This window comes from Blautia sp. HCP3S3_H10_2 (assembly GCF_052122375.1).
Classification (GTDB): Bacteria; Bacillota; Clostridia; order Lachnospirales; family Lachnospiraceae; genus Blautia_A.
The window spans coordinates 164,955-181,187 of sequence record NZ_JBQKCL010000003.1 but is presented as its reverse complement, the minus strand read 5'-3'; the positions used below and the strand labels follow the sequence as shown (position 1 = coordinate 181,187).

General features: G+C 41.0%; 10 protein-coding genes. 4 read left to right on the top strand and 6 right to left on the bottom strand.

The window, feature by feature from the left end:
* Window positions 1-257 precede the first annotated feature (257 nt).
* Complete coding sequence (locus ACTQWB_RS04350) at window positions 258-3,113, bottom strand: glycoside hydrolase family 3 C-terminal domain-containing protein (RefSeq protein ID WP_441500541.1); 2,856 nt, start codon at window positions 3,111-3,113, stop codon at window positions 258-260.
* Window positions 3,114-3,299: 186 nt separating this feature from the next.
* On the opposite strand from ACTQWB_RS04350, the gene ACTQWB_RS04345 reads away from it, so the two are divergent.
* From ACTQWB_RS04345 to ACTQWB_RS04335, 3 genes are all read left to right on the top strand, one after another.
* On the top strand, window positions 3,300-4,013 hold the full coding sequence (locus ACTQWB_RS04345; RefSeq protein ID WP_441500540.1) for a LytR/AlgR family response regulator transcription factor: 714 nt from the start codon (window positions 3,300-3,302) through the stop codon (window positions 4,011-4,013).
* A 388-nt stretch (window positions 4,014-4,401) separates the two neighbouring features.
* On the top strand, window positions 4,402-5,352 hold the full coding sequence (locus ACTQWB_RS04340) for a sensor histidine kinase (RefSeq protein ID WP_441500539.1): 951 nt from the start codon (window positions 4,402-4,404) through the stop codon (window positions 5,350-5,352).
* Window positions 5,353-5,453: 101 nt separating this feature from the next.
* Window positions 5,454-6,677, top strand: coding sequence for a DUF4132 domain-containing protein (locus ACTQWB_RS04335; RefSeq protein ID WP_441500538.1), 1,224 nt, complete (start codon window positions 5,454-5,456; stop codon window positions 6,675-6,677).
* A gap of 113 nt (window positions 6,678-6,790) precedes the next feature.
* Here ACTQWB_RS04335 and ACTQWB_RS04330 read toward each other — a convergent pair whose 3' ends face one another.
* From ACTQWB_RS04330 to ACTQWB_RS04310, 5 genes are all read right to left on the bottom strand, one after another.
* Window positions 6,791-8,320, bottom strand: coding sequence for a nucleoside hydrolase-like domain-containing protein (locus ACTQWB_RS04330; RefSeq protein ID WP_441500537.1), 1,530 nt, complete (start codon window positions 8,318-8,320; stop codon window positions 6,791-6,793).
* Window positions 8,321-8,539: 219 nt separating this feature from the next.
* A complete protein-coding gene (locus tag ACTQWB_RS04325; protein WP_441500536.1) occupies window positions 8,540-9,793 on the bottom strand; it encodes an ABC transporter substrate-binding protein in 1,254 nt (417 codons plus the stop codon).
* 260 nt (window positions 9,794-10,053) lie between these two features.
* A complete protein-coding gene (locus ACTQWB_RS04320) occupies window positions 10,054-10,839 on the bottom strand; it encodes a response regulator transcription factor (RefSeq protein WP_441500535.1) in 786 nt (261 codons plus the stop codon).
* A 120-nt stretch (window positions 10,840-10,959) separates the two neighbouring features.
* Window positions 10,960-12,681, bottom strand: a complete 1,722-nt coding sequence (locus ACTQWB_RS04315) for a sensor histidine kinase (RefSeq protein WP_441500534.1) — start codon at window positions 12,679-12,681, stop codon at window positions 10,960-10,962.
* Window positions 12,682-12,905: 224 nt separating this feature from the next.
* Window positions 12,906-14,873: an alpha-L-rhamnosidase-related protein gene (locus ACTQWB_RS04310; RefSeq protein WP_441500533.1), complete on the bottom strand. Its 1,968-nt coding sequence runs from the start codon at window positions 14,871-14,873 to the stop codon at window positions 12,906-12,908.
* Window positions 14,874-15,164: 291 nt separating this feature from the next.
* Here ACTQWB_RS04310 and ACTQWB_RS04305 point away from each other — a divergent pair, with 291 nt between their 5' ends.
* Complete coding sequence (locus tag ACTQWB_RS04305; RefSeq protein ID WP_441500532.1) at window positions 15,165-16,211, top strand: Fic family protein; 1,047 nt, start codon at window positions 15,165-15,167, stop codon at window positions 16,209-16,211.
* Window positions 16,212-16,233: the final 22 nt, after the last annotated feature.

The following is a 16,233-nucleotide window of genomic DNA, read 5'->3' as shown; positions in this document are numbered from 1 at the left end:
TCACAGACTTCTCCAATCTTAATCTGCGTATAGTGTAACTTATTTTGAAGCAACTGGGGAAAGAACGACGTGAACAGTCTTTTTTTTGACGTTAACGACAAAATACATTTTCAGTCTTAATTTTTATTTGTCATTCTATACAAATAGCATTTGTTCTTTTTATGCAAAATGTACACCAAAAAAAATTTTCCCCACAAATAAAACAGCTCACAGGTTCCGCCAATAAAAAGCAAAACCTATGAGCCATTTTTCAGATTTTATTCGGAAATAATTACGATATTTTTTCTTTTCCTATATTTCTTTACCAGAACAATTTCCAGAATGAGCAGAAGTACTGCAACTGCCACATCCACACCGATCATAATCTTTATCCAAAGTGCCATTGTTACGGTTGCATCCTCTGCATATGCATTGCTGTTTACAACTGTATACATAATATTCTTACAGGCAGTTCTCATATACTGGACTGCTGACGGATTTGAAGTATCCGAAACAAAGTTTGTTCCAACATCAAAGGTTGAAAGGCAACAGGAGCCGCCAGTTGCAATAACCTGATCCGCATTCATGTTAAATGCTCCTGCGAAATAATCAGTTTCTACAAAACCTTTGAAGCCCCATTCATCGCGAAGAAGCGTGGTCTGAAGGTCATAATTACCACCTGCCCATACATTTCCAATGTAATTGAAGGAAGACATTGCAGCTGTAACATCGCTATTTTTCACACAAATCTCGAACGGTTTCAGATAAAGTTCACGCATTGCCTGCTCGTTAGACCAGGTACAGATCATGATCCAGCGATTTGTTTCCTGCTCGTTCATTGCAAAATGTTTCATATATGCGTAAACACCATTCTCTGCTGCTCCATTTACAGCCTGCGCAGACATGGTTCCTGCAAGTACCGGATCCTCAGAAGGATATTCATAGGTACGTCCGCCGAAAGCACTTCTGTGAAGGTTCATAGACGGTGCGTACCATCCGGAGCAGCCAAGCTCAGTTGCCATTTTCCCCATATCATAGCCATATGTATGTGCCAGTTCTTTGTTCCAGGTGCAGGCGATCATAACGTTAGACGGAAATCCAACAGAGCCGGCACCTGTAAAGTTATTGCTTACCGCCGATGGTCCATCGCAGTCAACAGTAGCTACTTTATCCACACTTTTTGCCTCTGCGGTCTGGAAACCAGCATGTGCGATCATATCCTGCATTTCATCAATTGTAAGCTGATCCAGCAGCGTTTCCCAGCGCTCATCATCATAATCCGCACCACGGAGTTCTGCCAGCTTCATTCCATTATCCGCACCTGTTACTGGCATTTTGGCATCCGGAATCTCCGGCATTTCGTAATTGGAAGTAACAATAAATCCTTCTTTTAAATCCTCTGGCATGGACATGCTGGCCGGTGCAGCTGTTGTCTCAGCGTAATTTTTGAATCCATCTGCACGAGACAGATACGTGAGATGTCCATCTGCATAACCAAACTGATTTACTGCTGCAGTCTGATCTGTAGAACGAGGATTTGTCTCGTCATAAATAACGTCATCCTTTACTGTATAGGTCACAGAATTAATTACATTATGGGAATCGCTGTTAATACTGATCTCATAATCTCCTGCTTCCAATACATAGCAGCCATTTTCCAGATAGTCATAAGAAGCCATATCTTCTGCTGTAAAAGTCACAGTTACAGTCTGTGATTCGCCAGGATTCAGCTCATCTGTTTTTTCATATCCGATCAGATTTGCAGTTGATTTTTCAATTCCACCATTGGTGTATGGCGGATTATAATAAACCTCTACCACATCCTTACCAGCTGTATCTCCTGTATTGGTTACCTTTACATTGAGAGTAATATTACCATCTTCCATACTGGTGGATTCCAGTTCCTGGGTAAAATCAGTATAACTCAAGCCATATCCAAAAGGATATTTTACTACCTTATCATAGTTAAGAAATCCTTCTGTAGCTGCGGTCTCATAGAACCGGTATCCAACATAGATTCCTTCCACATAATTTACAAATGTCGGTACACAACCACCAACATATGGGTCACTTTCATCAATTTTGAACTCTTCCATATTGTCATACTGGAAATCTCCAAAATTATTCCATGTAGGTGTTTCTGTTAAATCATATAAAAATGTATCAGAAGTTTTTCCAGATGGGTTTACCTCACCACTGATTATTTTTCCCAGACTGTCAAATCCTGTCTGTCCTGGACCAGCACACCAGAGTACACCTTCAATCTGTGGATAGTCCTCTACAAATCCCAGTTCAAAAGTAGAAAGTCCATCATAAACCAGAATTACATGTTCGAAATTTTCACATACCAGATCGATCATATTTTTCTCAGTCTGGCTAAGCTCCAGATAATGCTGCCCCTCTTCAAAATCATTATAAGAATCAGAATTATTTGTGTAAGAAACCTTAGACATATCTGTAGGAAGATCGCTGCCTTCACCGCCCCATCTTGCAATCGTTACAATGGCAGTATCAGAAAATTCTTTCGCATTTTCAATCAGTTCATCAGAATAATCTTCCGCAGGAACCTCTGGTAGAGACCAGTCAGTTCCATAATTTGCACGCTCTTTTCCATAGCCGGTATACAGCTCTGTCAACTCGCTGTTCAGCTTAAAGCCTGCATTTTCAAGACCTTCCAGCATGGTTACACGATCATACAGATCATTTAACGCACCTGCTCCGGAACCACCATAAATAGGATTTACACTTGCCCAGCCAAAGACGTTAATGTTTTTTTTATCCTTTAATGGCAGAATCCCATCGTTTTCCAGAAGTACTGTTCCCTCTGCTGCAATCGTTCTGCAGTCTTCATTTGACTGCTCTGTTGTCTCATCAGAAACAGTTTCTGCAGCCTGGGTACTCAGTGTAAGTAAGGTAGACATAGGTCCTGCACAGATCAGGTTTGCAACGATCGCAATACCAAGGATCATTGCCAGGATAGCATTTCCCCTCACAAGCTTTCTTTTTGGAAGCTCCAGTTTTCTGCACAAAACCGCAGCCACGATACCAATTACCAGAATCACGGCAATTGTAATGATGTAGGGTTTGCACATATTGAGGACACTGATTACGTCACTCATGTTTAATTTGATCATTTTATATTTTCCTCCTCCTTTGAGATAGCCAGATCTTAGCACAAAAAATTCCCTTTTCCTGATTTTGGTACCAGTTGTTAAAATAGAGTACCAATTGCAGAAAAAACTGTGTTATACTTTGCTATAATAACGTTAGAAGCCAAATAACATTTTTCTGATTTTATTAATAATTCCAAGGAGGAAACCATGTACCAGGCAGCTATCGTAGAAGATGAATGTGAAATTCTGTCCTATCTGAAAAATACATTGATTAATTCATTTAATAAACGTCATGTTTCTATTGCATTTGACAGTTTTTCCTCTGGAGAAGATTTTTTACATACCTATAATGGACATTATCACTACGATGTTATTTTTCTGGATATTGAAATGCCCGGAATTGACGGCATTCAGGTGTGCCGTAAAATACGACAGCAATCCCCTGATACTCTTGTTATTTTTATTTCAAACAAAGAGGAACTTGTTTTTCAGACATTCGAGGTACAACCATTCCGCTTCATTCGGAAAAGTGAATATCAGAAGCTTTTACCTGCACTTGCAGATGCAGTTACGCAAAAACTTGGTGAACAGACTAAACACTCTATTTTCATTACAGAGCCAGGCTCTGGTGATATTTTTTCCTTTGACATCCGCATGATTCTTTATATTGAGGCCCAGCGAAAAAATTGTCTGATCGTAACTGCAAGTGGTACCTCCACCGTCCAATGCAAAATTTCAGATATGGAAGAAAGCCTTATTGCTCATGGTTTTATTAAAATCCACCGCAGCTATCTTGTAAACTGCCGACATATTTTCTATATAGGAAAGACTTCCCTTCAGCTCACAAACGGGCAGGAATTACCCGTCAGTCGTGGAAAAGTTGAAGAAGTAAAGGAAGGCTTTAGGAGGTTTTATGTTTAATTCTATTTACCAGCTTTATCAGACATTAGATTCCTTTGTTATTTTTTCATTTCTTTCCTATACTTTGCTGATACTCTGCGGTTTCAAAGAAATTTTTCGCAATATTCACTGTAATCACATAGTTTTTTCTATACTGTATATCCTTTTTTCCATACTTCCATACATTGCTGTCCGCTTGGGACTCTCTTTTATTTACCTAAATTTCACCAGTGCCGAACGGACTCCTTATTGGTTTTATTTTGTATGCGTTATCTTTATCTCCGTTATCTGTGCTCATATTTTCCTGGCAGGTACTCTTTTTTCAAAATTGGTATACGTTCTGTATTTTATGACATTCACCCAGTTGTACAAAATGGTATGTTCTCCTCTTTACAGCAGGGAATTTACCATGGAACCGAATTTATACCGTACTCTTGATATGGTTACAACACTCATTTTATATATTTTACTTTTTCTTTTGTCCAGATTATTCCGAAAAGTCAGATTTTCCACTCCTTTTCCCATGTCACGTTTTAAAGGAGCACTTATTCTCTACTTTCCTATTGGATTTTTACTTTTTTTCGGGATTTCTTCTAATAGCGAAGCCACTTATTCCGTACAGCAGATTGCCATACTTTCCGGTATCCTGCTTACCAATCTCCCCATCATATACTATTTTCTCGCCACTATTATCCGTTCTTACGAAGACCAGCGCAGACTGGATGATGCCCTGACCCAGACCCGTACACAGTTAGCCCGTTACCGTTATTCACTGGAAATTCAGGAGCAGGTGAAAAAAGAGCGCCATGAACTGAAAAATAATTATTTTTACATCCAGACGCTCCTTGCCGATAAGAAATATGAACAGCTCGATGCCTATATTTCCCAAGCTATTGGTGAAAAAATGAGCAAACTTACAGATATCCAGACTGGCAATACCTTAATCGACTATCTGCTTAACAGGAAAATACAGGAAGCACAAAAATATCATATCAAAACCTACACGGAAATCATTATTCCAGACCAGCTTTCCATTAATGAAGAAGTACTATGCACAATTCTTCTGAATCTTCTGGATAATGCCATTGAAGCCAGTAAAACAGAGTCTGAACCAGATATCCAGATTATCATTAAGTGTGTTCAGAACTATCTGCTCTGTAAAATAAGCAATAAGATCGGGCACAATGTTCTCGCCGAAAATCCGGAACTTTCCACCACCAAGGAAGACGTTCCCAATCATGGTCTGGGAATAAAAATAGTCCGTTCTGCTGTAGAAAATCAGAATGGTGTATTGAATTTTGAATATGAAAAGGGATATTTTACTGCAAGTGTAATGCTCCCGTTTAGTCAGCCGGTATAACAGTTTTGCAAGCATAAATTACACACTCATTGTTGACACATTTCCACCCAAAACTTATACTTGAAGAAACACCAATTTTCTAAAAAACACGGAGGAATCATATGGACTATCAAACACTACCAGATGAAAATGGCTGTATCATAGAAGATGGAATTCTGAAAGAGGTCAAAAAAATATATCTCCATACCAAACCAGCACGTTATGCTGATATTATCATCACCGAAGGAGTTAAGGTGATTCCCAGCAATGTCACCCTTACAGGTTGTGCGTGGGTTAAGTCATCAAGAAACATCCATCTTCCAGAATCTCTGGAACGCTTTGAGTGTTCCCCATCCGACTTTGACAAAACAAAAAGTACAAGCACAACCAGAGATACAAAGATCAATCTCCCATTCAGATATTTGCAGACTTCCAGTCCTCTTCCTGCTAATACACTGTTCTTCCTGCGGAATTTCTGGTCCGAGGCTGCAAATCTAAAGGATTACGCTGCCTTATACCTGTTTCAGAATTCTAAATTTCTGGTCAGCTACTGCCGCATGAAGTTAACCGCTGAGCCAGACCAGGCAGTGAAATATTTTATTGAACTTCTTCAAAACGAAGGGAAGGCAGCTCATTTCCAAAAAGCCGCAAACTTCGTATTATTTTATAAGAGTGTAGTCACTGACGCTACCCGTACACAGCTTAAAGATCTGGCAAAAGAGAAAAAAGCGAAAAAAGCAGTGGAGATCCTTGAAGAATTAGAACTGTCTATTTCAGAACCTATTGATTCCAATGTCCCATTCCAGTACTTCTGGCTGGATTGCACTGGACGCAGAATTTATAAATACTATGGCGAAACTTTTCTTGCTTTCCTGGACAAAGATCTTACCCTTTGTGCCAGAAACTTAAACACAAATGAAGAATTAAACAGTCTTCCGTTTTTTATAGATTCAGCCAATCCGGCTAATGGAAAATGGCCATACTATCATTTTGAAACAACAAAAAAACAGGTAGCAGACTATATCCAGAAAGAGTCTACTTCTTTTTCAGACATCTTCCATTCTGAAAAATGCTGGAAGAATCCGCAGGACTGGATAGATGATGTGATAGAACAGCCAATATGCAATATCCTGGCAAAACATATCGTCTGGATTCAGGAAGATACCACTTTCACATTGTCACCAAACCAAACCTGTTTTCTTGACAGCGACGGGAAAAATTATGATCTGCGAAAAAATCTTCCGGTTGGCATTGCTGCTGCCAAGGACGTAGACGCGGATACGATCACCGCATGGGGGAACTATTTTACCGATTATGACTTAGAACCACTGTTTAAGCAGTTTTAAGGAATACTCAGTTATCCCGTCTACAACACTTAGCCAATAAAAGCAGCCTGGATAGATACTGTTGCATACAATTGTAATACACGGGTTCTATTCCAGACTGCTTTTTCAATTTTTTAATTTACTGTCACGATCACTCTCTGATAAGCTATCGGATTCGTTCCTCCGCCATCTACACCTTCCATAATGATATGAATGGTATCTCCTGCTTTTGCGTCCTCAGGGATTATGAAAGAAGCGTTCTCCTGGTTTTCCCCGGATGTTGTCACTTCGATTGCAACAGGATTTCCATCCTCATCCTCAGCTTCCTCATAGGTATCTCCGTATGGATAATGATACCAGCGGAAGGTTGTGGTATCTCCATCTGGATCCTCAGCAGTTCCATTAAGTGTGATTTCTTCTCCGGCAGTTGCAGTCAAGTCGGTTCCTTCTGTTACGGAAACTGTTGGCAGATGATTTGCATTCTCATATTTATCTGTTACACACCATTTTGCCCTCATGGCAAAGTCACTCTGGATTGCAGCAATCCATGGGGCAATTCCTTTTTCATTTCCTTTTGCAGCCTGATACAGACGAACATCCGGATTCTCATCATTTTCTTTCAGAGCATATCTTCCATCCCAACCGCCATAAGAAAGATCTTCCAGACTACGCAGTCCGTTTGGAATGGTAACAAACCATGCCGGGGAATCTCCCTCTGAAAGGAAATCATACTGCTCATAGGCATGTCCTACCCAGAGAGTATCGTCTCCAAGAAGTGCCTCGTTGGTGCCATACTGATCTGTGTCAGCTTCTCCTTCCAGATAAGTTCCATCTCCCCATGTCACATATTTGTCCATCAGGGCGCCAAGATTTTGTTCAATATTTTCTTTCATCCAGGCACTGCTCATTTTTTCCCTGGATTCGTCGGAAAGTTCTTCCAGAGTTGCCCATCTGTAGCCGTATGCAAGAGTAGAACCAGAGACATCTACCATGCGCATAGATGGCCAGTTTGGCTGAATATAATTCAGGTAACAATCATCCTGCATTCCCCATGCAAAAAGGATCACTTTTTCACAAATACGGTTATAAAGGTCTTCCCAGCCTTCCTGATCTTTGTATTCCTCTTCAATCGACATAAGCGCTCTGGCCACTGTATTGGCACCACCGCCTACTTCAATATAAAGAGGCCTGTCATCTTCAGCCAGAATCCGCTCTTTTACCAGTTCAGAACCTTCTGTCTCTTCAGAAGTATCACTGACATTTTTAATATTTCCGACCTTTGTTATGGCGCGAAGATCATCCGGTGAAGGATAATTCTCATCATGCACTTTCAGATTATCATACACCTGGGCATATGCATCCAGAAATTCAGACATCCAGTCCGTTCCCATCCATCTTAAAGCCTCCGTGGTATCATCTCCGCTGTAATGCAACTTGGAACTGGTCTGTACAATTCCTTCCAGATCAATATCATTGGAATAAAGCAAGGTGTGAATCAGAGTGTTCATATCATCCACTTCACCGTCCTGGGTAACCAGAAGACGAGGTTTTCCTTCTGTTTTTGGAAGGGCGGTTGTGGAATCAGCCGCATAAGCTGATACAGACAAACTCATAGTTCCGATAAGTACTCCCATTAGAGCTGATAACCATTTTTTCTTGTGCATAATAGCCTCCTGATTTCCTTTATATAATTCATGACGTTATTAAATAACAAAATCGGGGACTATTCATTATGCCCCCGGTTGTCTATTTCTCTTACATTATCACATAATAAAAATTTCAGGCTGTCCAATTATGACTTAATTTCTGTCTAAAAATGACTTTTTGTAACTGTTCAGAGCCAAACGGATTTTGTACAAAAAAACATTTGGATCTTTCGCCTGTTACTTCTCCTGTTCTTCCAGCCAGCTTTCCAGCTGGCGTCTGTTTTCCCCTATAATTTTGGCCATTCCAGCTTCCTGCAAAGCCTCCAGAAACTGATTCAGCGTCTCGTCTGCATCCTCACACAGCCCGGTTTCCAGTACTGGCCGGTACTCGTTTACCACCTTGGAGACGGCGTCCACTTCCTGTGCGACTTTATCTGTCTGGAAAACATATCCCAGCGTTTTGGACGGTTTCGATTCTTCTGAATAATTCTTTATGTATGCAGTCCAGTCACCTGTACTTTCTCCAAACTGATAAACCTCATCACCGTCACCAAAACAGGAAAAATAACTGGAATATCCCACTGTACTGTTGGTTTTCCCTGCAGGATATGCGATGCTCTTTTCCCCTGTTTTCACATAATCAATGCCTTCCCTGCCATTTTGAAGAAGATTCGCAAGCTCACTGTTGGTATAGATCAGATTCAATAATTCCATCGCTTTCTCAGGATTTTTACAGGAACTGCTGATTCCCCAGGTGAATTCCTGCACCAGTGAGGTAGTGATCCGGTTGGGAGTCATCGCCACCAGTATTTCATCAAAATCTACCTCTTTTTTCTCCACCAGATGTAAAGTTCCCGGCGATACACTGGTCCACTGCAGAAACATTTCTCCATTGTTAAACATTGCCTGGGCATCTGCCCCACTATACAGGGAATCACTTGGGATATATCCTTCATCTCTCCATAATTTCATGGTTCTGCAAAACTCACGATATTCCTTTGAAGCATAGACATTCTCAATCTTTATACTATCGAGAGGATTAAAAATCACGCCATAGTTCATATCTCCACCGAAGTCTTCAATATCAAACCAAGACGCAAAGGCAGAAGCCTCAACTGCTCCGGAATTTCCAAAAGAAATCAGATAGATACCAGTATTCTTTTCTTTCAACTGTATGCCAATTTCTGTAAGAGCCTCTAAGTCGATCTGCTCTGGAACCTGAATCTTGTATTTATCCGCAAGCTCTTTGTTATATCCGATTCCAGAAGCTCTTCCTGGGTTCAGATTAGCACATACTGCATAAATCTTACCATCCACAGAGGTTACCCTCAGAAGGGCTCCCTCTTTTTCTTTTAACTCCCTTCCATACTGATCCAACAGAGCATTTAATTCCAAAAGCGTTCCATCTGCCACAAGTTCTGACAAAGAAGTGGTAGTTCCCGTATTGATTAAATCCAGCTGCTGAATCCCCATTTTGGATTTTTTTACCATATTTGCATGGTCTCCAATAAAGCAGTTCACAATCTTCACTTTGCAGGAAATTGCCGGAACTGTAATTTCATTGATCTTTTTTTCAACTTCCTCCGTATCTGGATAACTGGCACCAAGCGTCATATTTTCAATAGCAATTTCGCAGATTCCATCGTCCGCATTTTCCGTTACAGAAGAGGTGCTTTTCCTGTTCCTGCATCCCTAAAGAATCGCACCTGCGCAAAGAACCGCACCAATACCAATTATTAGTTTTCTGATTTTCATAAATTCGAAGCCTTTCTGAATTCACGGGGCGTTACGCCATAGGTTTTCTTAAACAACTTAATGAAATAGCCAGAGCTTGCATAACCCAGCTTCTCAGAAACAATCTCATTATTCCAGTCTGTTCCCCGAAGCATCTCTTTTGCCTTCTCCATACGACAGTCCGTCACATATTCCAGCACGGAAATTCCTGTCTTTTTCTTGAAAAGGCGCATCATATATTGGGCATTCAGTGCGGCATGATCTGCGATTTCCGCAACAGTCAGAGGCTCTGCAAAATGCTCCTTAATATATGGAATTACTTTTCCATCAATGATATTCTGCTGCATCTCCGGTAATGGTGACTTTGAAGCTTCCTGAAAAAGCTTCTTCTCTTTCTCATCTTTTTCAAACTTCTTCCGTATCTTTTCCACAGCTTTTTCAAGAACTGCCATCATTTCTTCACCGTCCAAAGGTTTGATCAGATAATCACTACAGCCAATCTGCATGGCTTTGCGCATAAATTTGTAGTCTGGATAACAGGTGAGGATAATACATTCTACGTTTTCATCATTCAAATCCGCTTTTTCCCGTACACTTGATATAAATTCCAGTCCACTTTCCCCTGGCATTTCAATGTCGCAAAGGATCAGGGAAATGGTCTCCCTTTCCATGATTTCGCGGGCCTGCACTGCATTGTAGGCTCCGAAAACCTCCTGGATTCCCAGTTTTTCCCAGTCAATTCCTTCCCTAAGGGTTTTCACACATTGCTCTTCATCATCCACAAGCAAAGCTTTTATTTCCATCTTTGTACTCCCTGTTCAATAACTATTTCTACAACGCTTCAGTGCCAAATCCCAAAAATCTTTCGCATTTTGTTACTATGATATATCTTTTCAATATACTACATTCCCCCAAACGGAACCTCACAGTTTCTGCGAAATAGATTCTGGCTTCTGTAGATTTAATAATATTTCCACCACTGCACCTGACGGTTTCTGATTATAAATATGAATCTCACACTTTTCCCCATAGATCAGCCGCAACCTTGCCACAGAATTGCGGATTCCTACCCCCAATTCCTCCGACACAATTCCTTTTTCCAGAAATTCCTCCACTGCATCCAGGTTGTCATCCGAAAAACCAGTTCCATTGTCTTTTACCTGAATGAGAATCCGGAACTCCTCCAGTTGTTTCACGATTACCTGAATCTTCGTCAGTTCTCCAGGTTTCAAACCATGCTTTATGGCATTTCCCACGAAGCTCTCAATAATAAAAGGCGGAATCGGCACGATCTTGATCGCCTCGTCGCAGTTTACTTCATATTCAAATCCATTGGGATACCGCATTTTTTGTAATTTCAGGTAATCCTCAATGTGTTCCAGTTCCTGTCCCAGCTGAACATACCTGGAATTTACATTGACTACATAGCGATAATAACCGGAGGTCAGGCGGATCAGTTGTCTGGTAGTTTCCACGTCACTTTCACTGTAATTATAAATGGTATTTAAGGTATTCAGAATAAAATGAGGCTGAATCTGCCTGCTTAAGTATTGTAGCTCTGTCTCTTTTCCAGCCAGACGCTCTTCGTACATCTGGATTTTCAGGTTTTTGATATGATCCATCAGATAATTAAATTCCTGAATCACAGAATCAAATTCAGCACTGCAATTAGAAAGCTTCGGAATCCGGTAATCCAGGTCCCCCTGCTGGATCACATTCATGCTCTTCTGCAGATGAGACATAGGCGTAAGAATCCATAAATACAGACAGATTCCATATACCAGAAACAGAAGGAGGAACACTGCTGCAAACGCTGCAATTTCGTTTCCAACGGCAGGAAGCTGTTCTTCCAGAAAGCTTTTTGCTACTTGTTTTACAAGGTAAAAATCTGCAATTTCACTTACTGCGCCGCCATAATACCATTTGTTTTTGTCTGGATCCGTATATGTATTTTTTTCAAAAGATAATCCTGTATTTTCAGCGGTTGCAGGAGTTATGATCCGGCCATTGGAGTCACAGACCAGATAGACTTCCATCGGATTTACAGCTTTGGTTTCCGCAGGTGATTCCATTTCCAGCTGTAAATTTGCTACAATATTTTCATAAGAGCTCCAGGCACCAATATAATAACTGTTATAATTTAGCATAAAGAACAGATATGGAGTTCCCTCACACCAGATTGTGCTCCATTGGCTGTAAGCCTGCGTCTGCCTTTCACCTTCCGCCTGTTTTCTCACAAATTCAGAAACAGAAGGTGCCTTCAGATAATTGTAAAACACATCTGGTTCCGGATAATAAGCAAACACTGTAAATCCATTGTCCACTTCATCCATCTGATTATTTATTTTTTCAAGCACTCTCTGATTCGTCAGCCAGAATTCTGTATTTTTCTCTTCTGATGTAGCAATATTCCGGAAGTCAGAGTCGTCCATTGCCAGATTGATCAGGCTGTTTCTTAAAAATTTCAGCTGTGTATCAATTCCTGACATTTCAATTTCCACGTCAGACTGTATCTCATTTATTTTTTCCTTTCTGGCTGATGCTCGTTCCCGGATTCCTGTGAAAAAAAGCGCCGCGATCACTGGAATGGCAATACACATCGTTACCAGAAACAGTCTGACATTCAGGGATATTTTCTTTTTCATTTTCGGAAACCCCTTATAAAGAAGTAAAAATACATAAAACAAATTCGTGGTATTCTGTCTGTATCTTTCCCAGAATATTTCCACATCTCTTTCTTCAGATACTTACATCTTACCACGAATTTTCATTTCTATCTTATATACCCTATAATTTGAATTAATTGTAATAACTATTCAAAGTACAATTCACGGTCTGCGCCGTAACATATCTCATAACCCATACAAAATCATGAATTACAGCATTTGGCATTTAATTGTTCACATTTTCCTGCACATTTCAGCACGCCGCCGTCTGTACTCGTCTCCACTTTCAGCTCTTTTCCATCCCACACAAGATGAACCTGTCCATCTGCAACCGGAAGGGTACAGTCGAAGCTGTCAAAGAATTCTGTATGTGGCTCTACTTCAAATGTTTTACCGCCTACAGAGGTAAATTTCAGCCCCATGAAATATTTCGCCAGGAAATAGATCGGACTTGCTGCCCACGCATGGCAAAGACTCTTTCCGAAACGGTCGCCATACATGTCATACTGCTCTTCCACCGGCGCCTCCGGATCAAATTCTTCCCAGAACGTAACCGCACCGCGGTCCAGCATACCTCCCCAGTAATTACGGATCTTGTTCAGTACAAATTCCAGATTTCCTGTCTGGCAGAGCATATCCAGCTCAAAGAAATTGAAATACGGGGTTGTGATTGCCGGAATTTCATCGTTCCTGATCACATTTTCCAGAATTTTCTCCTGCTCATCTGCTGTTGCAATATGGAAAAGAATTGCAAAAATGTTGGCATGTCGGGTAACATTTCTCTTGCCGGATTCAAAGGAATCGATAAATGCGCCCTTTTCCTGATCCCAGTAGAATTTGCGGATCTGAGCCACCAGTTTCTCATATTTTGCAATATATTCCGGGTTCTCCTCGCCAAGGGCTGCGCTTACCTTCGCCATGGTCTGCCAGCATGCAGCAAACAGCATCTGCTCTGCACAAAGTGCTCCGGTCTTATCCATATCTGCCCAGTCAATATAGATCCAGTCATTCTCACGTCCTACCAGGAATCCGTTCTCATCCAGCTGTCCCTCACAGAACTCCATAAGAGAGCACATTTTCGGATAAACCTGACGGACAAATTCCAGATCACCGTATGCCTCATAATGATAGAGCACACCCAGAATCCAGAACAGGGAATAGTCCATAATAGTATTAATGTGTCTGGTCATCGGATCATTTCCACGAAGTGCCAGAAGGGTTCTCTGGTCAATATCCGGATCTGCCAGCAGATACTGGTTTACAAAAAAGCTCTGATAAGCATCTCCGGACCAGATCCATTTATCACGCTTTACACCATCCAGGAAAAAGATTCCGCTGCAAAGGCGGAAGGTGTGCTCTGCCACTTCCCAAATTTTGTTCAGTTTCTCATCATTACACTTAAAAGAAGCGCGTTTCGGGAAATCTACATACTGATAGAATGCTGTGATTTCCACATCTTCTGCTTTGCAATCAGGAATAAATGCAAAACGAACTGCACAGCATGGGCATCTCTTTGTGACAGGATCCGGCTGCCAGCTATAGTAGCAGTGCTCCAGATCAAGAGCCTCGTCCATGGACTCGCCGCAGAAGACTTCCACCCCAGAACTATTTTGACGTTTATCATTCACATAAACCGCTGCTGTCAGCTCTGTTTCAAACTCAGCCAGCACGCCACCGTTTATCTCGCTGATTTTTACAGGCTTGCATTCTTTTTCTGTATATTCCCACACAGTAGGATTCTGTCCCGGCTTGGTAAAATACTTACACACTCCAACCGGCACTAATGGCTGGGAATAATCCTCTGCCTTCCATGTTTTATCAGAATGGATCACCTCACCCTGCACATAAGCGCAAGGAAATGCCTCCACACAGCCTGCATGAATAGAGATCCGCACCTTTCCAGGAGCTACTGTGATCTTCTTTCCAAATGGATATTTCTTCTCCCCATTTTCCCAGGTTACAAGCACATGGCCAATTGCATTGGAAAATACAGTAAAGCTGGTCTCCTGCTCCAATTCATAAGTCCGGCGGAAAGCCACACGATTACGGAAGCCCTCACTCTTCCAGAATGCCGGCCATCCAAAACCTCTCTCCACACGGCTGAAATTCTGCTTCATTGCATGATATAATTCAAAATCTCCCGGATACCAGATCCAAAATGTATTTTCCATTTTTTGTTTTCCTCCCGTAAATTATTGCTGTTCACAATCTTTGAACCGTAACCATTTCTCTTTCCTTGTAAATCTACTCACAATTTAACTATAGTATAAAATGAATTTCCCCAATAGTCCACAACATCCCACGTTTAAAAAGCTACAGATTACGCTTTCGTATCACTCAAAAAGCTTGTCTGAATATTATTCCCTTATTTATGGTGTAATATTAAGGGAATTTTCCCTTATTCTATTGTTCTTTCCCTTATTTTAGGGTATTATTTAAGGGAAAAAGATAGGAGGTGCGAAATGAGAATCTTTAATTACTCCTCACTCAAAGAGCAAAAATGGGATTCAGACATCCTCGGGCTCGTTGCTGCAATATATAAAGAAGCTGGTAAACAGGAATTATACCTGAAACAACGCCCCGAAGAACTTGAAAAGCTTGTAAAAATCGCTAAAGTTCAAAGCACAGAAGCATCAAATGCTATTGAAGGCATAGTCACTACAAATACACGAATCCGCCAACTGGTCGAAGAAAAGACAACCCCCAAAAATCGTGATGAGCAGGAAATAGCTGGATATCGTGACGTACTGAATATTATACATGAAAGTTTTGATGCTATTCCGATCACCCGGAATTATATCCTGCAGCTTCACAAAATACTTTATAGTCACATGAACAATCCAATTGCCGGTCGCACAAAAACTGTACAAAACTACATTAGTGCCACATACCCAGACGGTCATGTTGAAACATTGTTTACACCACTTTCCCCATATGAAACACCAGAAGTTCTGGATAAAATCTGTGAAGAGTATAACCGGATAATCGGAAATATGGAAGTAGAACCACTAATCGCAATTCCAGTCTTTATCCATGACTTCCTGTGTATCCATCCCTTCAACGATGGAAATGGAAGAATGAGCAGATTGCTGACCACGTTACTCTTGTATCGAAATGGATTCTATGTTGGCAAATATATTTCTCTTGAAGCTAAGATTGCCCAAAATAAAGATCTCTACTATCATGCCCTTGCAGAATCACAAACCGGATGGCATGAAGGGACGGAAAATGCCTTGCCTTTTATCAAGTATATTCTCGGAACAATCCTGGCAGCATATAAAGACTTTGAAGACCGTGTATCCCTTGTGGAAACCAAACTTTCTGCGCTTGAAATGGTACGGCGTGCCAGCAAAAATAAAATCGGACGTTTTACCAAACAGGATATTCGCGAATTCTGTCCTACACTCAGTGACAGTTCCATCGAAAGTGCCTTACGGAAGCTGGTTACGGCTGGTGAATTAAAAAAAGAAGGGCGCGGAAAAAGCACGTGCTATTTCAGGTTGAATTAATCTACTATGTTTAGGACCTTTT

Coding starts and splice junctions, on each gene's coding strand:
- ACTQWB_RS04350 (WP_441500541.1), bottom strand. CDS start 3,113: ATGATCAAATTAAACATGAGTGACGTAATCAGTGTCCTCAATATGTGC.
- ACTQWB_RS04345 (WP_441500540.1), top strand. CDS start 3,300: ATGTACCAGGCAGCTATCGTAGAAGATGAATGTGAAATTCTGTCCTAT.
- ACTQWB_RS04340 (WP_441500539.1), top strand. CDS start 4,402: ATGGAACCGAATTTATACCGTACTCTTGATATGGTTACAACACTCATT.
- ACTQWB_RS04335 (WP_441500538.1), top strand. CDS start 5,454: ATGGACTATCAAACACTACCAGATGAAAATGGCTGTATCATAGAAGAT.
- ACTQWB_RS04330 (WP_441500537.1), bottom strand. CDS start 8,320: ATGCACAAGAAAAAATGGTTATCAGCTCTAATGGGAGTACTTATCGGA.
- ACTQWB_RS04325 (WP_441500536.1), bottom strand. CDS start 9,793: ATGGTAAAAAAATCCAAAATGGGGATTCAGCAGCTGGATTTAATCAAT.
- ACTQWB_RS04320 (WP_441500535.1), bottom strand. CDS start 10,839: ATGGAAATAAAAGCTTTGCTTGTGGATGATGAAGAGCAATGTGTGAAA.
- ACTQWB_RS04315 (WP_441500534.1), bottom strand. CDS start 12,681: ATGAAAAAGAAAATATCCCTGAATGTCAGACTGTTTCTGGTAACGATG.
- ACTQWB_RS04310 (WP_441500533.1), bottom strand. CDS start 14,873: ATGGAAAATACATTTTGGATCTGGTATCCGGGAGATTTTGAATTATAT.
- ACTQWB_RS04305 (WP_441500532.1), top strand. CDS start 15,165: ATGAGAATCTTTAATTACTCCTCACTCAAAGAGCAAAAATGGGATTCA.